We start from the raw sequence: 19,381 nt of genomic DNA, 5'->3' as shown, positions 1-19,381 counted from the left end.
CTCCCACCCCTCACCGTTTCTCTTCTGTCTCTCAGCCGTGTCGGCACAGGCACAAAGGACATACCGCGATGACGCATACCTCGGCTTCGGCACCGATTCGGACTCCGCAGAGGCTCGGCGCCGCCGACTGGATCGGGGTCGGCGTACTCGCTGTGCTGCTCGTCGTCGGCCTGAGCTGGTCGAAATGGCTGCCGTATTGGGACAAGGCGTGGACGATGAGCCGGACGTCCCTGTGGGACGGTGCCCCGCTGTTCGATGCCGCCGGGGACACGGTGTCGCTGTCGGGCGCGTGGGTCTTCACGCTCGTGTACTTCACCGCCGTGTGGAAAGCGCTGCTGGTGGCACTGCTCGTCGCGGCGGCTATCGACGCACTGGTGCCGCGTGGCTGGCTGCTGAGGCTGCTCAACCGCCGCAGCCACACCGGTCAGTCCCTCGTCGGTGCCGCCTTGTCGATGCCATCGATGATGTGCACCTGCTGTGCGGCACCGGTGGCTGCAGGCCTGCGGGACTCCGGTGTGCGCCGTTCGGCCGCTCTTGCCTATTGGGTGGGCAATCCGCTGCTCAACCCCGCGGTCATCATCTTCTTGGCCCTCGTCCTGCCGTGGCAGTACATGGCGGTGCGCATCGTCTTCGCGCTCCTCGTCGCGGTCGGTGCCGCCGCGCTCATCGGACGGTGGGTGAGCGGACCCGCCGAGGCGGCACCGGAGCCCGCACCCGCCTCGGCGAATCTGCTGTCTCTGCCCATGCGCTATCTGCGGTCCTTGGCCAGGTTCACCCTCATCCTCGTGCCCGAACATCTCGCGCTCGTCTTCGTCATCGGACTCATCGCACCGTGGCTGACCGGTGTCTTCGGGCTCGAAGCCCGATTGGGTGCCGGTGCCGTCCTCATCGTGGCGGTTGTGGCGACCCTCTTGGTCATCCCCACCGGCGGAGAGATCCCGATCATCCTCACCCTCGTTCCCCTTGGGGTCGGGGCCGGTGTCACGGGTGCTCTGCTCATCGCCCTGCCGGCGCTGAGCATCCCGTCGATGGTCATGGTCGGACGGGCCATGGGGTGGAAGACGACAGCAGCGATGGGTGCGGCCGTGGCGGTTGCCGCGGTACTGGCCGGGGGAGCGCTGGCCCTGCTCAGCTGAGCTGCTGACCGCGTCGCCGCCTCGGTGAGGGCGATTGCGGACTATGTCGTCAGGCGGCGCAGGGTGAGGTACGAGCCCATGGCGAAGATCACTGTCAGCCCCAACGCCCACAGGGCCAGACCGATCGCCTGCGTGTCCGCCAACCACATCCACAGCTCGCCCCACGCCTGCTCGAAGCTCAGCCGAGCGGCGCCTGCCAACAGCACCAGGGCGATGACGATGAGCGAGAGTGTGAGGATGAGTGCCCCGAAGCGCTTGTTGACGATGGCGAACCAGAACCCGAGGATGAACCACAGCATCGTGAGGACGAAGTAGATGATCCCGGCGGCGAGCGGTCCGCCTTCCCAGACCCACGGCAGGTAGGCGAAGTAGCCGCCCATTCCATAGCCGCCCGTCGCCTGTTCGATGACTCCGAGCGCGACGAAGACGGCGGAGACCCCCACGGCGCTCATCGCGGCCGCGAGCAGCGAGCCGAGGTAGAACTCACGCCGGGTCAGGCTCATGGCCTGCGAGAAGTAGAACGTGAGGTTCATCGCCTGGGCCCCGACGACGGCGAAATACCACAGCGGGGCCTGTGATCCTCCACTGTACATCGGCCCGTCGACGCCCGAAGCCGAGATGATCCAGTAGATGGTGAGGGTGATCAGCCAGACTCCGCCGAGCACCAGGACGGGGACCCATACGAAGGTCTGAGTGTTCGTGAACTGGAGGCGGACGACCCCCAGGGTGCGGTTCTTCGGACGGGAAGTCGGTGAATGGGGCGAGTGGTCGATTGCGGCGGTCATGACTGCAGGCTCCTGACTTCGATGTCGTCGGCGGGCTGGTCGTCTGCCTGCGTGCTGCGCACGATGAGCTGCTGCAGGGAGACGGGAATGAGGTCGAGATTGGCGTCGGCGATGAGTTCGCGATCGGCATTGCTGAGCTGGCCGAGCATCGTCACCGAGGCGACTCGCCCGAGGGACTCGCGGTGGATGACCTCGCGACCGGCGACGAGCCGATTGATCGCGTCGGCATCACCGACGACGTTGACCGCGCGACTGCGGACCTCCTCGGTGGTCTCATCCATTATGATGCGGCCACGGTCGATGACGATGACATTCTCGATGAGATCGGCCACCTCGTCGATGAGGTGGCTCGAGAGCACGATGGTGCGCGGGTGCTCGGCGTAGTCGGCGATGAGGTGGTCGTAGAAGGTCTGCCGGGCCACCGCGTCGAAGCCGAGGTAGGGCTCGTCGAAGAAGGTGATTTCGGCGCGGGAGGCCAGCCCGATGATGACGCCCACGGCCGACTGCTGGCCCCGTGAGAGCTTCCTCGTCATCGTCTTCAGCGGCAGTCGGAACTCATCGACGAGTTCTTCGGCGAGGTCCTGATCCCAGTGGGGGAAGAACAGGCGGGCATTGGCCAGGGCATGTCCGGCATTGGAGTCATCCGGGTACTTCTGGCTTTCGCGGACGAAGCACATGCGGCTGAGCACCCGGGCGTTCTCGTACGGGTCCTCTCCGAAGACTTCGACGTCGCCGCTGGTCGCGAAGTTCTGGGCGGTGAGGATCGACATCAGCGTCGTCTTGCCGGCGCCGTTCCGTCCGAGCAGTCCGTAGATCGAGTCTTTTTCGATGCTGAGGCTGACGTCTTCGAGTGCGTTAGCGGTCTTGTACGTCTTGGTGAGGTGGCGGACCTCGACGACGGAGTTCATGGGTCATCCCTTCGCTGCGGTCGGATCGAGTGCGGTGGTCAGGTGGAGTTCTCGGGAGCGCTCTTCGATGAGCGCGATCACGTCCTTCGACCCCAGCCCGAGGCGATTGGCCTCATTCAGCAGGGGGCTGATGAAGTTCTCGGAGAAGGTGGTCCGGTGTTCGTTGATGAGCAGAGCGCGGGCCCCCTCGGTGACGAACATTCCGATGCCGCGGCGCTTCTCGAGCACGCCTTTGTCGACGAGTCGGTTGATGCCTTTGGCGGCGGTGGCCGGATTGATGGAGTAGAAGGTCGCGAGTTCGTTCGTCGATGGCGCTCGGGAGAGCTCGGGCAGGGTGCCGTTGAGGATCGAGTCCTCGACCTTCTCGGCGATCTGAGTGAACAGGGGTTTGGCGTCGTCGATCACATTCGGCTCCATGCGAGTTGGTTAGTTACTTAACTAAGGAACCATGGTGCCAGACGTGGTGTCAAGGGCCGGAGGCGATCCGAGCGGGTAATCCTGGGACCCGCCCCTATTGCTACCTGACGGCGGCTCAGCAACCTCGCGCGAGGTTGCTGAGCCGCCGTCAGGTAGCAATAGAGAGGTGTCGGGGGTTTCGTTCCTGGTCAGCGGTGCCGGCTGTGGCGGATCATGTCCGTGCACAGCAGGATCACGGCGATCCATATGACGAAGAACCCGATCCAGCGGGTCGTCGACATCATCTCGCCGAGCACCGTGACGCCGAGGGTGAATTGGATGGTCGGAGTGAGGTATTGGAGCATACCCACCCAGGACAGCGGGATGCGGCGGGCGGCGGCGCTGAAGAGGATGAGCGGGATCGCAGTCGCGGGACCGGTGATGATGATGACGAAGACGTGCCAGCCGCCGACGCCGGTGAACGTCTGCAATCCCAGTGAGCCGAGGGCGATGAGGTAGATCGCCGAGGGGACAGCGAGGACGAGGCTTTCGACGGCCATGCCCTCGAGGGCGCCGACTCGGCTGCCGACCTTGTTCTTCACCAACCCGTAGAGGCCGAACGAAAGGGCGACGGTGAAAGCGAGGTAGGGGACGCGGCCGAGGCCGATGCCGACGATGATGACCGCGAGCAGACCGAAGCCCACGGCCGTCCACTGCAGCGGACGCAGCTTCTCACCGAGGAAGACCACGCCCAGACCGATGGAGATGAGCGGGTTGAGGTAGTAGCCGAGTGAGATTTCGACGAGCTGATTGGTTTCGACCCCGTAGATGAACGTCGTCCAGTTGATGGCGATGAGCACCGAGGCCAGAAGCAGCAGTCCGAAGAGGCGCGGTGAGCGCAGAATCTGCCAGGTGCGCAGGAACCCGCCGGTGAAGACGAGGAGAATGGCGCAGAAGACCAGCGACCAGATGACTCGGTGGGAGACGAGTTCGAGGGCGCCGGTGGGTGCCGCGGCCGCGAAGAGCAGCGGCATCACACCCCAGAGAAGGTAGGCGGAGAATCCGTTGATCAGGCCGGCACGGCGGATTGCGCTCTCATCGGGGGCAGGGTTCTGGCTCACAGGCTTAAGTCTAATGAAGCGGGCTGTCGAGGGTGCGGTGGGACCGACGGTGAGATGGCGTCGTGTGGGGGAGGCCTGCCGTCTGCTTGTCATGCTGCGGCAATGCGAGTTTGGTCACGTCATTGTAAGGATGACCTACATTGACGATAGACTCGGTGGGACTGAACAGAGAGGTGTGAGAATGACTCGTCCCTTCCGGGTGGCCATCGTCGGCGCCGGTCCTGCTGGGATCTACGCGGCCGATCTTATGACTAAGGCGGAACGTGATTTCGATCTGAGCATCGATCTCTTCGATCGTCTGCCGACTCCCTTCGGGCTCGTCCGCTACGGAGTCGCTCCCGACCACCCGCGGATCAAGGGCATCATCAATGCCCTGATCAAGGTCCTCGACCGAGGCGACATCCGCCTGTTCTCCAACGTCGAGTACGGAGTTGACCTCCACCTCGAAGAGCTTACCGACCGCTACGACGCGGTGATCTTCTCCACCGGATGCTTCGTCGATGCCGCACTCGATCTGCCCGGCATCGATCTGCCCGGATCCTACGGTGCAGCGGACTTCGTCAACTGGTACGACTCGCATCCCGACGTCCCGCAGTCCTGGCCGTTGGACGCCGAACGCGTCGCCGTCATCGGCAACGGCAATGTCGCCCTCGACGTCGCCCGCGTGCTGGCGAAGCAGGCCGACGATATGCATACCACGGAGATCCCCGATCACGTGTACGAGGGGCTGAAGTCCTCGAAGGTCACCGACGTCCACATATTCGGCCGTCGCGGACCGGCTCAGGCGAAGTTCACCCCGCTGGAGCTGCGCGAACTCGGCGCCGTCAAAGACGTCGACCTCATCGTCTACCCGGAGGACTTCGAGTTCGACGAAGGGTCGATGCAGGCGATCGAGTCGAGCAACCAGACCAAGCAGGTCGCAAAGACGCTTACGGACTTCACCATGCGTGAACCCACCGGAGCGAAGCGGCGTCTCCACCTGCACTTCCTGCACTCACCGGTCGCCATCCTCGGCGAGGACAAGGTGACGGGGCTGCGCACCGAACGAATGGAACTCGACGGTTCCGGCGGTGTCAACGGCACCGGCAGCTTCCACGATTGGGAACTCGACGCGGTCTACCGCGCCGTCGGATATGCGGGCACTCAGCTGCCGCAACTGCCCTTCGACGACCGCAAGCGTGTGATCCCGAACCATGAGGGTCGCGTCGTCGACTCCGATGATCAGACCACGGCTGCCGAAGCCGATGTCGTTCAGGGCGTGTACACCACGGGATGGATCAAGCGCGGACCCGTCGGTCTCATCGGCCACACGAAGGGTGATGCGCTCGAGACCATCGGCCACATCCTCGACGACCGCGCCGCCGGCGTGCTCACCGATCCGGTCTACCCGGATGAATCGGCCATCTTCGAACTCCTCGAGTCCAAGGGCGTCGACTTCGCCGATTGGGAGGGCTACCACCGGGTTGAGGCCGCTGAGAAGGCGGCCGGCGAGGTCGAGGGGCGTGAGCGGATCAAGCTCGCCACCCGCGAAGCCATGCTCGCCGAGGCGCGCGGACACGTCACCGCCGAATCCGTCGGGCAGCCGTCCGCAGGCATCTGAGGTATGCCACCGGGCGCTCTTCGCGCCGTCGGAGTGTCACACATGGCTGAGGCCTCCCGCGCCGTTCGAGCACCACGCACGACCGTGGCACCTCCCAGAGCTTAGGCATCCAGCACCGTTAGTGCCTTACCGTCCGCTTAGCCTTACTTTCTCCACTCCTGGGGCCATCTGGCACCGGCAGTGACTTCTCCTCCCGTAGCAATGGCTGGACGAGTCGCTGCCGGTGCCTGATGCTTCCACCGCGTAGAGTCGGAGACGTCCAGAGCACGCCAGCGCACACCAAGTCACGCCCGCGTGCAGCAGATCGCACCAGCGAGCATGGACCATTGGACTGAAGGCCGGCAGGGGAGACCGCGTGAGAAATGAATCGCAGCTCAAAACGATCGTCGAACGTGCCTATGTCGAACGGCTCAACGCCTGGCAGACGGCGGCGGTGCGGATCAAACACTGGCTGACCGAACAGCAGAAGGGTCTGCTCAAGGACAAGGACATCTCCCGCCTCGACGTCGATGGTCATCGGATCAAGGACGCCGCCCGGACCCTGGCGAAGCTGACGGAGAAGACCGCAGACGATCCGAATCTGACGATCACCTCTACCGAGGATGTCGAAGACCAGGTCCGTGACATCGTCGGCGTCAAGGTGCTGTGCAAATCACCGCGTGATCAGTCGATGATTTTCGCTGCGCTGCGCGATCCCGATCAGCTGGGCGCCTTCGAACTCATCGAGTGGAAAGACTATACGGACCCGCCGAAGGCCAGCGGCTATCGCGCCTGCCACGTCATCCTGCGCATCCCATCTGACCAAGGGCCGCCGGTCTTCGCCGAGATCCAGGTCAAGACCCGCCTCCAGGACGCCTGGAGCGAACTGACCCACGAGGACATGTACAAACCCGGCGCTGCGATGAAGCCGAGCAAGCTGCACGGCGAATTCGCCCGTGCCATGGCGAACATGCTCGCGACCGTCGATGACATGGCCGATACCCTGGCCGTCGAGCTCACCGCGCTGACGAACCCGGAACCCGTCGTCGAACTCGACGAACTGCGGGAACAGGACACGGGCATCGACGTTCGGGTCCGCGCGACCGGCCCGAAGTACGCGCTCGCCGTCGACGCTTCGGGACGCCAGGGGCTCATCCCAGCCTTCGCCATCCGCCGCCTCAGCGGCCAGAAGGGCACCATCAAGGTCAACGATTTCATCCACCTCGACGATCGCCTCCGGGCCATTGTCGAAGAGGACTCGAAAGGTCTGTACTACATCCCACTCGAGCTTCCCGAACACTGACCCGGACCCTGCCGGGGTGACCCTCGCCGAGGCGGCTCAGACCGTGACCGGGACCGATTCCACCACGGCCTGCCGCGCGGCGACGAATTTGGCCAGAGAGGCGCGCACCTTAGTGTAGTCACGCGTCTTCAGTCCGCAGTCGAGTTTGATCCACAGACGATTCGCGGGCACATGCTTGAGCGCCGTCTCGATGAGTTTGCGCAGCTCCTCCACGCTCGGCACGCGTGGGGAGCGGATGTCATAGATTCGCGGGCCGATGCCGAGAGCCGCGGGGTGACGAAATGAGTCGTCGACGGGCCGAGCCGGGCCGGTCCATGACCCGGCTCACCCCGAGGCGGGATCAGCGGTAGTTCGTGAACTGCAGGTCGACGTCGAGGTCCTGTCCCTTGAGCAGAGCGATGACTTCCTGCAGGTCGTCACGCTTCTTTGAGCTCACGCGCAGCTCGTCGCCCTGGATCTGGGCTTTGACGCCCTTGGGGCCCTCGTCGCGGATGATCTTCGAGATCTTCTTCGCATTGTCCTTGTCGATGCCCTCCTTGAGGGACGCATCGATGCGGTATTCCTTGCCGGAGGGGTACGGTTCGCCGTCCTCGAGGGACTTCAGCGAGATTCCGCGCTTGACCAGCTTCGACTGGAAGACGTCGAGGATGGCCTTGACCCGGTCCTCGCTGTTGGCTTTCAGCTGCACGGCTTCGCCGCTCCAAGCGATCGACGCATCGGTGCCGCGGAAGTCATAGCGGGAGTTGATCTCCTTCGCGGCCTGGTTGAGTGCGTTGTCGGCTTCCTGGCGGTCGACCTTGCTGACGATGTCGAATGAGGATTCGCTGGCCATGAATGCTCCTTAGTCTGCGATCGTTGATGCCCGTTGGAAACGGGCTCGGCTGTTGAGTCCGAGTCTAGTCGAGGCCTCGAACTGTGATCTGCGTCTACCGAGTTGGAGATTCGGGTCCGAGCCTTGTATTCTTTTCAGGTGCTCATCGAGCGCCACCTGCGGCAGATTGCCCGAGCGGCCAAAGGGAGCTGACTGTAAATCAGCCGGCATTGCCTTCATAGGTTCGAATCCTATATCTGCCACGCAGACCGGAGAAGCTCCGTGACCGAGAGGTCACGGAGCTTCTCTCTTTACCGCCTCTTTCCCTTGCCCGGCGGCCGCACCGACGCCTACGGTGTGAGGACAGGGCGGAAATGCTCCGCCGAGGAGGGCGAACCGATGAGCGATGACATGGACGACGCGCAGTCGCCTCGGCGTCTGAATTCACTCGAGGACCGAAACGCCGTCGTCGAATCCGCCCTCGACCGAGCCATCAAGCGCGGTGATTTCGATGATCTGCCGGGGCTGGGCAAGCCGCTGTCCGGGTTGCACAGCTCATCTGATCCTGATTGGTGGATCAAGCAGAAGATGGATTCCGAAGGCATCAACGGCGTCGCTCCGGCGGCGTTTCAGCTGCGCAAGGAGAACGCCGTTCTCGAAGATACCGTCGACGCTTTCTCCACCGAGTCTGAGGTTCGCGACTACCTCGCCGGCTTCAATGCTCGGGTGCGCGAGGCCGTGATGGATCTGCGTGACGGACCGCCCGTGTTCACTCCGCCCCGCGATGTGGAGAAGGAAGTCAGCGCGTGGCGGCTGCGACGCAGCCACCGAACCACGAACACCGATAACGCCGAGGTGGCCCCGCCCGTGAGTGGTCAACTGCAGACGGACGGCGGCCCTGAAATGGCGACCGGTGACGCTGGGCCCGGGGGGTCACCTCGGCGATGGTGGCACTTCTTCCACAGGTGAGGCAGCTACGGATGGTCGCGGCCTTGACGCACTCGTAGGTTCGCGGTCGGCTGCGGAACGCAGTTATGACGTCAGCGTCTCCTTCGCAAGTCTCTCGATCGCGAGGTGGGACAGAAGAGCCGCCTGAACGCCGAGCACCGAATCGTCGAAGATGACGAAGGGGGAGTGGTTGTTGCCTTGTCGATCGGCGGGCACGTCCGTGCGCTCGGCCCCGAGCATGAGATAGGAGCCCGGCACTTCACGGAGGACGAATGAGAAGTCCTCACTCGGCATGATCGGTTGCTCGAGCACCTCCACTCGCTCCTCGCCGAGTAGGCTGCTGAGCTCGTCGATCGCCCACGCGGTCTCATCGAAGTCGTTGACGGTCACCGGGTATTGGACGTTGAAATCCACCTCGGCGGTGCAATCGTGAGCCGCGGCGATGCCGTCGGCCAGCTGCTTCGACCGGGTGCGAACGATGTCCAGGGACTCGTCGGAGAGCGTGCGCACGGTCGCTCCCAGGCTCGCCGAGGCGGGGATGACGTTGACCGCATCCGAGGCACGCAGCTGAGTCACGGACATCGCGATGGGGTCGAAGACATTGATGCGGCGGCTGATCATGTTCTGCAGTGCCGTGACGAGTTCGGCCAGAGCCGGCACAGGGTCGATGGCGGTCTGCGGCTGAGACCCGTGTCCGCCCCGTCCGTGGATGGTCACCTGAAGCGTATTCGAACCCGCCTGCAGAGTTCCGGGGCGAGTGGCGACAACGCCGCGAGTATGCGGGAGCACATGGACTCCGAACGCGGCGATCGCCCGCTTCCCGGCGGCATCGAGCACACCCTCGTCGATCATCACCGAAGCGCCGTTGCAGCCTTCCTCTCCGGGCTGGAACATGAAGACGACGTCGCCAGCCAGCCGTTCCCGATGTGCGTGGAGGAGTCGTGCGGCTCCGACGAGTCCTGCGGTGTGCAGGTCATGGCCGCAGGCGTGCATATTTCCATTCGTCGAGGCGAACGTCTCATCGGTCTCCTCCGCGACAGGGAGTGCGTCCATGTCTCCGCGCAGGAGCACGGCGGGAGCCTCGACGGGTCTGTCCGGATGCGAGCCGCGCAGAACGGCGACCACCGAGGTGGTGCCCACGCCCGTGGTCACCTCAAGATCGAGGTCGGCCAGGGCTTCGAGGACCGCGGCCTGAGTGCGGGGCAGGTCGAGGCCGATCTCAGGGTCCGCATGGAGGAGACGTCGCAGGTTCTGGAGTTCGGGCAGCATGGCCTCGCCCTCGGCGAGGAGTCCCCGCGTGCCGCTGTCCGCCGCGCTCACAGCAGGCTCACGAGGACGCTGGCGATGACGACGGATCCGGCCGACACCGAGGTGAATCCTCCGACGAGCATCGGCGGCAGCATGACGTTGAGCAGCGCTTCCTTCTCGTCCTCGTCGCGAGCGATGGAACGTGCTACCTCATTGGTGAGCAGATAGTCGGCAGGGAAGCCGTACATGGCGGTGAGGGCGACCGACATGCCGAGCCCGGACTTCCAGCGCAGGAGCTTGGTCGCGACGAATCCGCCGAGGACGATGCCTGAACCGCCGACGATGAGGATAGTCACGGTGGGGATGAACGCGTTGATGACGTCCTGCACCGAGGCAGTCACCAGTGGGGCCATGACGATGGCGATGACGCCGGCCATCGCGATGCCGAAGGAGTTCGACCGTTCCATGGCTCGGTCAGGGGACAGACCGACCGCAGTAGCAAGAATGCCGAGGATGAGCGCGAGGATGGATGAGGGGATGTGCGTCGGGACAGCCAGCAGCGTCGCGAGCGACCCGCCGACGAGGATGAGGAAGAGCATGAACAGCTGATTGTCGACGAGGAACCCCGGCAGAGTGACGAGCTTCTTCTTCTGGGCGGCCGCCTCTTCCTCCTCGTGGTGGGCTTGAGCGAGTTCGTGCAGCTCTCCGCTGTCGCGCAGCTTCGTGGCATAGCGACGCAGGAAGTAGTTCGTCAGCGGCATCGAGGGCAGGGACTGCAGCATGAGGACCAGAGCGGGGAGCACGACGATCGACGAGGCGGCGCCTTGCGCCGACAGCCCCTCCGTCGTCAGGCTGGTGGCGACGATGCCGCCGGCCAACGGCCCGGATCCGGCGACGAAGGTTTCGAAGCCGAAGAGCGGGGCGACGATCGCCAGAATGAGCAAGACGGCCACGAGCATGCCAGAGACGGCGATGATCACCGACCGCCACTGCTTGAGCATCACGCGCAGAGGGATCAGTGAGCCCATGTGGAAGAGCAGGGGTGCAACGAGGAAGGTGTACGCCTGAAGCAGCAGAGAGTCATCGATGACAGTTTCTGGGACTACGCCGATCTTGGCGAAGATGAATATGCCGAGCATCGCAACCAGAAGGCTGGGGACACGCGCCTTCGACCAGATCGAGACCAACTCACCGAGCGCGATGAAGGCGAGGACGATTGCGGCAGCGTAGATAGCTTCCATGGTGAACCTTCGCATCTAGGAAGTGAGGTTCCTCACAAGATATCCGCTGCAGTCGTGTCTGTGTCGAAAATGAGGCGAGTTCCCATCATTCGGGACACGTCCGCGGTGCGTACCGTTCACCGGCGGCATCTCCTCCGTGGCTGATCCGTGGAAGGGCGGCCGCCTGTCATGCGACTTTGTGCTCTCAGGGCATAGGCTGAAGCCATGAGTTTTCTGCAGTTCCTCCACGAACGGGGCATCGTCGAGCGCCCCGGATCCGGAAGCCGCCCACTGGTGATCGCGCACCGCGGCTATTCGGCTGTTGTGCCCGAGAACAGCCTCGCCGCTGTCGACGCCGCGCGTGCCCTGGGTGTCGACTTCATCGAGGTCGACACCTCGACCAGCGCCGACGGTGTCCCTGTCATCCTCCATGACCCGGATCTGGACCGAACCACGAATCGCAGAGGTCCCGTCGTCAATCTCACCGCCGAAGAGCTGTCGTTCGTCGACGCCGGTTCGTGGATGGGCCCGGGATTCAACGGAGTGCGCATCCCGACCCTGTCGGCCGTGATGAGGGATATCCAGCACCGAGGCGGCGAACTCCTCCTCGAACTCAAGGGGGAGTGGTCATCGGGCGCGGTGGCGAGGATCTCCGAACTGGTGGTCGAAACCGGGATTGCCGACCGGATGATCGTCCAGTCGTTCAACATCGAGACGCTGGAGACCTGTCGGGACATGCTGCCGATGGTCGCTCGCTTCCTTCTGCGTATGGTTCCCAAGCCTGAGGACATCGAGATCGCTCGCGAGCTCGGGGCGGTGGCGATCAATCCTTCGTACAAGGGATTCTCGATGCGCAAATCGGTCGTCACCGAGATCATGGACAACGACCTCGGCGTCTTCGTCTGGACTGCCGACGAGATGAACGAATGGCGGGAACTCCTCGGTGCCGAGGTCGATGGGATCATCACGAACCACCCAGGTCGACTGCAGGGATTCCTTGCAGGGCGATTCGATCCCGTGAAATAGATACTTTCGCTGGTCGCACCGATGCGGGGCAGGGCTCGATGGGCGTTTTCGCCTCCGACTCCAGGGCGTGTGAGTGACGTCACTGAAATCCGATTTGCCCGGAGCGAGCGAACCCGTGTAAATTCTTACCTGTTGCCCCGATAGCTCAGTCGGCAGAGCATCTCCATGGTAAGGAGAAGGTCAAGGGTTCGATTCCCTTTCGGGGCTCTCGTGCCGCCTAGAATGCGGTGCTGGGGCGGGGTAGCTCAGCTGGTTAGAGCGCACGACTCATAATCGTGAGGTCGGGGGATCGAGTCCCCCTCCCGCTACCGATAAGCCCCTCACCAGGGATTGAGTCCCGGTGAGGGGCTATTTTTCCGCTCGACTCCCGACATCTATGCGGTTACGATGCGCTTTGAAACCATTCGTCGAGCACGCCAACCACGCCCTGCGGCCCAATATTGACCTTCTGCACATAGTGCTTCGCAGTCACTCCCACCTCAGAATGTCCAAGCTGCTGGGACGCATTGTCCAAGCTATCCGAGTTGTAGATCGTCGCCGCCACGGTCTTGCGAATCGTCTTCGGTGTAACCCAATCCAAGCTGGCGAGCTCACGCACCTGTCGGAAATGCACTCGATACGCGGACGGGTTCCGCCACGTCCCCACCTCGGATACAAATACGGCTTCAGACTCCGGGCGGAACTCCCTGTCAGCGAACTGCCGCCGCAAAGCCTCAACAGCGATCGACTGCAGATAGAGAGTCCGCTTCGATGTCTCCGACTTCGGCGCCGGCTTCCAAACCACACCCTGGCCTTTTTTGGAAGACACAGTGCCCATCACCGACACCGTCGGCACATCCGCGTCGAGGTCAATGTCCTGCCAGCGAATGCCGAGCAGTTCGCCGGTGCGAACACCGGTGCCGAGCATGACGTCGATACTGTCGAGAATGTCGCGCCGGTACGGCCTGAACGACTTATGCGGTGTCGCCTCCCAGGTCCGGGCACCGTTGCGCAAAGCCACCACATCGCCCTGAGCCATGGCCCGCACCTCGCCTGCCCTCGGTTTGATGGGGGAGACGCCGAGCGCCGGGTTCGTCGCCAACGCATCGAGGCGTACTGCGTCCGCAAAGATGTGGCGTAGAACTGTGCGAGCTTGTTTCGCGGTCGTCTCGCTGTGTCCTTCCGCGATGCGCTTCACCCCGTTTTCGAGTTTCCAGGTCCCGCATTCGACGAGGCGGAGCATGCCGAGCTCTTCGCGGATCCATTTCACCGCGGCCGTGTAGGTGGCAAGGGTCGCCGGCGGGTGCTCGTCCGACTCTTCCCACCTTTGCAACCAGTCGTTCGCGAACGAGCCGACAGTGGTGGAGTTGGAGAGCCCACCCGCGATCGCCTGCTCTCGAAGCTCGGTGAGATGCTCGAGGAGCGCGTGGCGGGCTGCCTCTTTTGTGGTTCCGAACCGTGACCGCGTGATGGTTCGCCCGTTAGCTTGCCGCAACCTCGCGGCGGCCCGGTAGTCCCCGCGCTTTCCGGAGACGCTGATGTTGCCCCATGCGCCCACGGGGATGGGTTATGCGTGCCATTTCGTCGTTTCTCTTTCTACGCGTGCCTGGAGGCAGCAATGAGTCTCAGCAGGCTCTTCTCGTGAGGGCGGAGGAATCGGAGACGGTCCTCAAGGACTTCGGGTGTCACCCACAGTTCGTCGGCGGCTTCTAAGGCTGTGTGGGCCCATTTGAAGACGTCGACGAGGGCATCCCGGTGAATGAGCTTCTGGGCGGTGAGTCGGCGTGCTGCTTGTTCTTCTCTCGGGTTGTCACATTATGTGTACCCGAGGTCAATGTGTGCTTGCTCGTGTTGGATGGCGAAGCGGCGCTTCCTAGCCTCTGCAAGGAAATCGTAGACGCCTACCAGGTCATGTTCTACACAAACCGCGGTCGTCCATATTTCCAGATTCCATCGTGGGAAGGCCATCAAGTGACGCAACGTCGAGCAAAACGCAGATTCCCAACCTTCGAGGATGAGAACTCAGTACTTGACCAGGCAATACATGATCTTCCTTGCGGTGACCAGGAACTTCCTAGCCGAAGCAAGGAAAACGCTAGTACGGAACAGAGGAACAGGGGAACAGTTCTTCTCGTCCGGGATCGCAAGCGATCCCGAACCCGATGAACAAGAGCCCGAACCGAGAGACGACATCGACGGACTCCTCAACCTCCTCGACCTCGAGATCGAACGCAATGGCAACAAACGCCCGAAGCGCAACAAGACCAACCACGACGCCATGCGACTACTCCTCGACCGCGACCAGGCCACCGAAGAGCAGGTCGCCTACGTCATCCGCTGGTCCCAGCAAGACCAGTTCTGGAAGGCCAATATCCTCTCCGCTGCCAAGCTGCGTGAGAAGTTCCCACAACTCGTCGCAAAGATCCGCTCCGAAGCCGAACGACCAACGAGGCGGGACGCACCCCGCAACCGAGCCCAGGAACGCATCGACAACAACAAAGCCGTCATCGAGGAGCTCCGGCGAATCGAAGAAGACATGGACAACAACCACAACACATTCCAAGGAGAACTGCTGTGAGACTCAGCGAAGCCGGTGAAGTCATGGAACTCATCAACATGTACGACAACCGACAGATGACCAAAGAGGTCTCGACTGCCTGGTACGACCTCATCTACCCGTACACGCTGGACGAAGCGAAGTACGCGGTGAAGAAACACTACAACGAATCGGACGAATGGCTGATGCCCGTCCACATCATCAAGATCATCAAGGCCAAACGCCGGGCACGCCTGGCCAAGGTTGGGGTCATCGCCACCTCGCGGGCAGACATGACCGACACGGCAACCGAACTGGATACGGCACGCCAACTCACTCGGGCGATCGCATCCGGGCAGCTCACCCCGGAGCAGTACGAAGCCTACGTGCACGGCAACACCCCGTGGTCGCGTACTGGCGGGGGATCCTCGCACTCAGGGGAGCGGCATGAGCACCGTCAACGAAATCCTGACCTCGGGCCGATACACGGACAGGCGCGGGCGGCAGTGGGGCGTTGTCGCCTTTGATCGCGGTTGGGGGCGAGTTGACCATAGTGGCTACGCGCTTGGCGGTCCCACCTTCCGGCCCTCCGAGGTGCGCCTGTTGATCGAACGCGACCAACATCGGGACGTGTGCCCCGGTCTGCGGCAGTGCGGAAAACACCCGGTGCCCGTCGTGGTCAATTGGACGCGTGAGGCGGGCTACTCGCAGTTTGGGGCGCACCACCTCGGCAAGCATCACTGGGTTAGCACGCATGTCGCAGCCTTAGGCGCTGCCCGTGCATTGGCGGTGGGCGAATGATCCGCCTCATCGAGTACCTCATCACCCGCCGGCGACTCACCTTGGCACACCGAACCTCACCAACCATTGAGTTCGAAACCGAACCTCACCAACCGCGTGTCGGCACTGGGAAAAATGCCGTGAAATAGAAGAGACTAAAGGCATGAACTTGAAGCGGTGACCGCGGAGGCTTTGGGACAGGCGTTATCCAAGTAGCCTCGGCGGTCCACCGAGTGCCGACAGTGGTGGGTCAAGAGCGGCGGGAGCTCGTATGGACAAGCAGGAACTGATTGAGAAAACCAGCGAAGACTGTGGATTCTCAGTACACGCAATAACAGGCGTCATCAACTACCTCGACGACGAGGGGTGGTTGCGTAACCCAGATCCAGTTGGCATTGAGAGAGAGCATGCTGAAACTGTGAGCGCGCTCGAAGAAGCTCTCTATGACAGTCGGTCGAAAATCGATGATCTGCGTGATGATCTTGTCGAATTGCATTCGAAGCACATGACTTTGACCGAACGGCTCGAGGTAAATAGAGCAGATGAGTGGAGAGAGCATGAACGCATGATCAAGCTGAAGACAGAGAACGAAGTGCTTAGAAAGCAACTCGAAGATAGAGACGTCCTGATTGAGCGGCTAGTGGAAAAGTCACGCAAACGGCTCGGGCTCTTCTAGGCGGCCCCCCCGACTGAAATCGACATCGTCGACTGCTCCGTACCCGAACATATGAACAGTCACGGCATCTCTACAGCCATAGAATCAAGACCATGATCGAACTTGACCCCTCGGACCCCGACCATAACTGGGACAACTACGACTCGGAAGACCTCGTGACCGCCAATATCCGTGAGTACATGATCGAAGACGGAGACGACGACCGCATCGACCTGGAATCACTCAAGGAGGCAGAGGGCCAACTGCGGAACCGCCTCAACGACGACCAGAACCAACGCAGAGACCAGCACAAAACGGCAGAGTCGAAGAAGACGATTAAACGCTTCGCACAGCTCACCAAAGGCGGACCCGCCTCCGAAGCGTTCAAGAAGCTCGGCATCACGAATTCCCTCACCGGCACGGGCAAACCAGAAGACCTCGTTGGCAGCAAGATGAAACGCGTCTCCGTCGATATCCCCGAGTACGAACCCGCACCTAACCCAGTGCCCGAAAAGCTCGATGACCTCATCAAAGCGGCTTCAGACCAGCTCACCGAACAGAAGGAAATCACGAAGACCGCGAAGCAGGCAGCAGCGGATTCCAAGAAGCGTGCCGACGACGCAGAAATATCGGCGCAGAGAAGTATGTACCTGGCCATCGCCAGCATGCTAGTCGCAATCCTCGGCATAGCCACAAGCATTTACTTCTCGGCCACCCCTCACGGCCCCCAGACGCCACCGCAACCAAACAGCACGCCAACAATCGAGCAGACCACCAAATAGCCTCCACCGAGTTGCAGGAAGCCCTAAACCGGGAACGCGATCGCTACTCCAGACTGCTGGACTGGTTCACCGCCGCTCCGAGTATTTCCCAGGATGGAGTACACAATGAGCACCACCAGCGACCCGGCCGGCCGCCTCGTCCGCCCCCTGCTGGGCCGAAAGTATTTCAACCTCATGCCGACATGGACACGAGGCGAATGGCACTGGCACTGGCTGCTGACGAGCGGGCAGTACATCAATACCAGTGACCCCGACATGCGCAAAGGATACGGGTGGAAGATCGTCGGAGAGGCTGGGCCGGAACTGGTGAAACTTCCCTGGGCGAAGTAGCCTCGTCGAGGTCAACCGTGGCCGATGAGCCATGGAAAGCGAAAGCGCCGCGAACGTCCAGTTCGCGGCGCCAGTTTGGATTCAAGTCGTATCATAGATCCGGAGTACTCATAAGGCTTCCTCTCCAGCAATTATCTAGTCTGTTATTGCGATACTACCCGCTCCTAGCTCGCTCGTCACACTCTCTAGCGATCTTTTATAATCTCGGACACCACGCAGAAGTGGCCAGGTCAGAAGATGTGACTCGGGTAGCTCCCCGTTCGCGATCATGCGTTGCGCGATCTCATACGCTTTCTCGTTCTCATCGAGGAGTGCATGTTTGGCCAACTTGTAATCGTCTGACCGATTCGCAACAGGTAGATCCTCGACTTCTTTACGCGCAGTTTTGAACCTACCCATCTCTTTGAGCGCTATCCAGCGATTCACGCGAATTATGAAAGCGCAGTGTTCTCCCTTTTCGCCCTTCAGACTCTTGAGGGGCGCCGTCTCTCCAATCTTCTGCACAAGTTCAAAGCGATGCTCCTGAAGAAGGAAGAATGTCCTGTTAGTGAAGGTGGTGACAAAATGGTCTCGCCAGTAGGGTTCAGGATTAATTTTCATGGCGAGGGCCCAGGATAAGCTATACGCAATCATGAACATGGAGTCAGCTGCAGTCTCCACATAGTCGGCATCGACGTCCAAGAGGTCGTTGAGCTTGGTCTCGACATTGAAATCACTGAGCTTGTTCAAATACTGCTGTGAGGCGTGTCCAGCGTTATGGACGATGCAGTGCCGACGCTGGGTTGCTTCAATTGCTTCGAACGTCCTCGCTGCGTCGATTTGATCGAGACCAAACCGCGTCTCAAAGAACTCCACCCATTGCAAGAGTGAGCCGCGTAGCAATTCGTCAATTGTCTCGTCCACTACCATGTCGCGGACTTCGTCAATAGAGTCGCACCCTGCGATGGTCGCCCACGTAAGTTGCCGACCGCCTTGGTCCAACGCCCCCGGTCTGACTTCGAAGCATGCTCTTGCGAGCTGATTGATGAACATCTCCATTTCGCCAACGAGTATTGTAAGTAATGAAGAGTGGAGGAACCTCGAGCCAACCGACCGACGCGTCGCTCGCGTGATTGCCGCCACGTATGTTGACTCAATACCTTTTGGAAGTTCACTCCCAACGGCGTTCAAGCCTTCAGCGAAGGCAATTTCGCGTTCACTCCGAGTGGTTTCATCGTTCTCGACCGCGAGTTCATCGTAGCTTTCGAATACTCTTAAATATCGGTCGAGGAGATCTTCATCTACTTCTTCCTGCAGGTGTCTTTCAATGCTGCGTTTCGCCCTCAGCTTCGAATCGTTGAGCTCTGCGTCTCGCTCGGCAAAATACTCGGACATCCGAAGAATCTCTGTTTGGCGATGGGCGAAAGTGGCTAGGAGGGACCTTAGCCTCAGATAGAATGCTTCGCCCGGTGTTGCTTCTCGCTCCTCCTGGCCGGTAGGCGCTTCGTGGTCGCCTTCATGATCTGAGTTACTCATCTCCGCATCCTATCCCGGAAAACTACATCCAGCGTCGCGGGGACGACCTATCGCATGAACGTTTTCCATCGGCCTTGCCGGCGTTCGAACGCGAACCGTTCCGCCCGCAACCGCCTCACCCGCTCCACAACCTCCGGGGCGTAACTGTACGCCGCATCCGTATCCGCCAGCCCCTCAAGCACAACAGCGTACTTCTCGACCGGCAAGTTGATGCGCCGGCACAACGCGTCACGCGCAGCCACCGTGTGCGCGGCCTTCTCCAGGTCAAGGATCAACCGATCATGCTCGGAGAGCTCATGCACAGTGCCAGGAACCATAGATGC

Annotated in this window: 21 protein-coding genes and 3 tRNA genes; 13 read left to right on the top strand and 11 right to left on the bottom strand. The window is 61.7% G+C overall.

From position 1 onward, the window contains the following. Positions 1 to 68 precede the first annotated feature (68 nt). Entirely contained in the window at positions 69 to 1,136 is a 1,068-nt protein-coding gene (locus D3I60_RS11210) for a permease (RefSeq protein ID WP_262776354.1), read from the top strand. Between the two features lie 41 nt (positions 1,137 to 1,177). Here the strand turns inward: D3I60_RS11210 and D3I60_RS11205 are convergent, their stop codons facing one another. From D3I60_RS11205 to rarD, 4 genes are all read right to left on the bottom strand, one after another. After that, positions 1,178 to 1,921 (bottom strand): hypothetical protein, encoded by a 744-nt coding sequence (locus tag D3I60_RS11205; protein ID WP_262776352.1) that lies wholly within the window; start codon positions 1,919 to 1,921, stop codon positions 1,178 to 1,180. Further along, a complete protein-coding gene (locus D3I60_RS11200) occupies positions 1,918 to 2,829 on the bottom strand; it encodes an ABC transporter ATP-binding protein (protein WP_262776350.1) in 912 nt (303 codons plus the stop codon). The genes D3I60_RS11205 and D3I60_RS11200 overlap by 4 nt, the downstream gene beginning before the upstream one ends. 3 nt (positions 2,830 to 2,832) lie before the next feature. Then, entirely contained in the window at positions 2,833 to 3,234 is a 402-nt protein-coding gene (locus D3I60_RS11195) for a GntR family transcriptional regulator (RefSeq protein WP_172174274.1), read from the bottom strand. Between the two features lie 200 nt (positions 3,235 to 3,434). Next, positions 3,435 to 4,346 carry an EamA family transporter RarD gene (rarD, locus tag D3I60_RS11190; protein ID WP_262776348.1) on the bottom strand — a complete coding sequence of 304 codons (912 nt, stop codon included), beginning with the start codon at positions 4,344 to 4,346 and terminating at the stop codon, positions 3,435 to 3,437. 181 nt (positions 4,347 to 4,527) lie between these two features. Here rarD and D3I60_RS11185 point away from each other — a divergent pair, with 181 nt between their 5' ends. Together D3I60_RS11185 and D3I60_RS11180 are read left to right on the top strand one after the other, a co-directional pair. Then, complete coding sequence (locus D3I60_RS11185) at positions 4,528 to 5,946, top strand: FAD-dependent oxidoreductase (protein WP_262776346.1); 1,419 nt, start codon at positions 4,528 to 4,530, stop codon at positions 5,944 to 5,946. Positions 5,947 to 6,301: 355 nt separating this feature from the next. Continuing rightward, complete coding sequence (locus D3I60_RS11180) at positions 6,302 to 7,228, top strand: GTP pyrophosphokinase (protein WP_262776344.1); 927 nt, start codon at positions 6,302 to 6,304, stop codon at positions 7,226 to 7,228. 36 nt (positions 7,229 to 7,264) lie between these two features. Here the strand turns inward: D3I60_RS11180 and D3I60_RS11175 are convergent, their stop codons facing one another. Together D3I60_RS11175 and D3I60_RS11170 are read right to left on the bottom strand one after the other, a co-directional pair. Then, on the bottom strand, positions 7,265 to 7,486 hold the full coding sequence (locus D3I60_RS11175; protein ID WP_262776418.1) for a hypothetical protein: 222 nt from the start codon (positions 7,484 to 7,486) through the stop codon (positions 7,265 to 7,267). Positions 7,487 to 7,568: 82 nt separating this feature from the next. Then, positions 7,569 to 8,060: a YajQ family cyclic di-GMP-binding protein gene (locus tag D3I60_RS11170; RefSeq protein WP_167194552.1), complete on the bottom strand. Its 492-nt coding sequence runs from the start codon at positions 8,058 to 8,060 to the stop codon at positions 7,569 to 7,571. 160 nt (positions 8,061 to 8,220) lie between these two features. Between D3I60_RS11170 and D3I60_RS11165 the strand changes: the two genes are divergently transcribed. Together D3I60_RS11165 and D3I60_RS11160 are read left to right on the top strand one after the other, a co-directional pair. Then, a tRNA-Tyr gene (locus tag D3I60_RS11165) sits at positions 8,221 to 8,302 on the top strand. A 136-nt stretch (positions 8,303 to 8,438) separates the two neighbouring features. Then, positions 8,439 to 9,008: a J-domain-containing protein gene (locus D3I60_RS11160; protein WP_262776340.1), complete on the top strand. Its 570-nt coding sequence runs from the start codon at positions 8,439 to 8,441 to the stop codon at positions 9,006 to 9,008. A 63-nt stretch (positions 9,009 to 9,071) separates the two neighbouring features. Here the strand turns inward: D3I60_RS11160 and D3I60_RS11155 are convergent, their stop codons facing one another. Both D3I60_RS11155 and D3I60_RS11150 read right to left on the bottom strand, forming a co-directional pair. After that, positions 9,072 to 10,256 carry a M20 metallopeptidase family protein gene (locus D3I60_RS11155; RefSeq protein WP_262776417.1) on the bottom strand — a complete coding sequence of 395 codons (1,185 nt, stop codon included), beginning with the start codon at positions 10,254 to 10,256 and terminating at the stop codon, positions 9,072 to 9,074. Between the two features lie 47 nt (positions 10,257 to 10,303). Beyond that, a complete protein-coding gene (locus tag D3I60_RS11150) occupies positions 10,304 to 11,476 on the bottom strand; it encodes a hypothetical protein (RefSeq protein ID WP_262776339.1) in 1,173 nt (390 codons plus the stop codon). A gap of 204 nt (positions 11,477 to 11,680) precedes the next feature. Here D3I60_RS11150 and D3I60_RS11145 point away from each other — a divergent pair, with 204 nt between their 5' ends. The 3 genes from D3I60_RS11145 (at position 11,681) to D3I60_RS11135 (ending at position 12,789) form a co-directional block, all read left to right on the top strand. Next, positions 11,681 to 12,481, top strand: a complete 801-nt coding sequence (locus D3I60_RS11145; RefSeq protein ID WP_139468584.1) for a glycerophosphodiester phosphodiesterase — start codon at positions 11,681 to 11,683, stop codon at positions 12,479 to 12,481. 134 nt (positions 12,482 to 12,615) lie between these two features. Continuing rightward, a tRNA-Thr gene (locus tag D3I60_RS11140) sits at positions 12,616 to 12,688 on the top strand. 27 nt (positions 12,689 to 12,715) lie between these two features. Then, positions 12,716 to 12,789: transfer RNA gene (locus tag D3I60_RS11135), tRNA-Met, on the top strand. A 74-nt stretch (positions 12,790 to 12,863) separates the two neighbouring features. Here D3I60_RS11135 and D3I60_RS19180 read toward each other — a convergent pair. After that, on the bottom strand, positions 12,864 to 14,018 hold the full coding sequence (locus D3I60_RS19180; protein ID WP_262776338.1) for a site-specific integrase: 1,155 nt from the start codon (positions 14,016 to 14,018) through the stop codon (positions 12,864 to 12,866). 456 nt (positions 14,019 to 14,474) lie between these two features. Here D3I60_RS19180 and D3I60_RS11125 point away from each other — a divergent pair, with 456 nt between their 5' ends. The 5 genes from D3I60_RS11125 (at position 14,475) to D3I60_RS11105 (ending at position 17,543) form a co-directional block, all read left to right on the top strand. Further along, positions 14,475 to 15,038, top strand: coding sequence for a hypothetical protein (locus tag D3I60_RS11125; protein ID WP_262776337.1), 564 nt, complete (start codon positions 14,475 to 14,477; stop codon positions 15,036 to 15,038). Beyond that, a complete protein-coding gene (locus tag D3I60_RS11120; RefSeq protein ID WP_262776336.1) occupies positions 15,035 to 15,523 on the top strand; it encodes a hypothetical protein in 489 nt (162 codons plus the stop codon). The genes D3I60_RS11125 and D3I60_RS11120 overlap by 4 nt, the downstream gene beginning before the upstream one ends. Before the next feature lie 524 nt (positions 15,524 to 16,047). After that, positions 16,048 to 16,452, top strand: coding sequence for a hypothetical protein (locus D3I60_RS11115; RefSeq protein WP_262776334.1), 405 nt, complete (start codon positions 16,048 to 16,050; stop codon positions 16,450 to 16,452). 92 nt (positions 16,453 to 16,544) lie between these two features. Next, the gene (locus D3I60_RS11110; protein WP_262776333.1) at positions 16,545 to 17,213 is read left to right on the top strand and encodes a hypothetical protein; all 669 of its coding nucleotides are present in this window, start codon (positions 16,545 to 16,547) and stop codon (positions 17,211 to 17,213) included. A gap of 105 nt (positions 17,214 to 17,318) precedes the next feature. After that, the gene (locus D3I60_RS11105) at positions 17,319 to 17,543 is read left to right on the top strand and encodes a hypothetical protein (protein ID WP_262776331.1); all 225 of its coding nucleotides are present in this window, start codon (positions 17,319 to 17,321) and stop codon (positions 17,541 to 17,543) included. Between the two features lie 135 nt (positions 17,544 to 17,678). On the opposite strand, the gene D3I60_RS11100 is transcribed toward D3I60_RS11105, so the two are convergent. Then, the gene (locus D3I60_RS11100; RefSeq protein ID WP_262776330.1) at positions 17,679 to 19,058 is read right to left on the bottom strand and encodes a hypothetical protein; all 1,380 of its coding nucleotides are present in this window, start codon (positions 19,056 to 19,058) and stop codon (positions 17,679 to 17,681) included. A gap of 47 nt (positions 19,059 to 19,105) precedes the next feature. Then, positions 19,106 to 19,375 (bottom strand): DUF3263 domain-containing protein, encoded by a 270-nt coding sequence (locus tag D3I60_RS11095; RefSeq protein WP_262776328.1) that lies wholly within the window; start codon positions 19,373 to 19,375, stop codon positions 19,106 to 19,108. Between the last annotated feature and the right edge of the window lie 6 nt (positions 19,376 to 19,381).

The organism is Brevibacterium permense, assembly GCF_025506275.1.
In the GTDB taxonomy this organism is placed as follows: Bacteria; Actinomycetota; Actinomycetes; order Actinomycetales; family Brevibacteriaceae; genus Brevibacterium; species Brevibacterium permense_A.
Note: the sequence above shows the minus strand (reverse complement) of the source record. Positions and strands in the feature narration are given on the sequence as shown.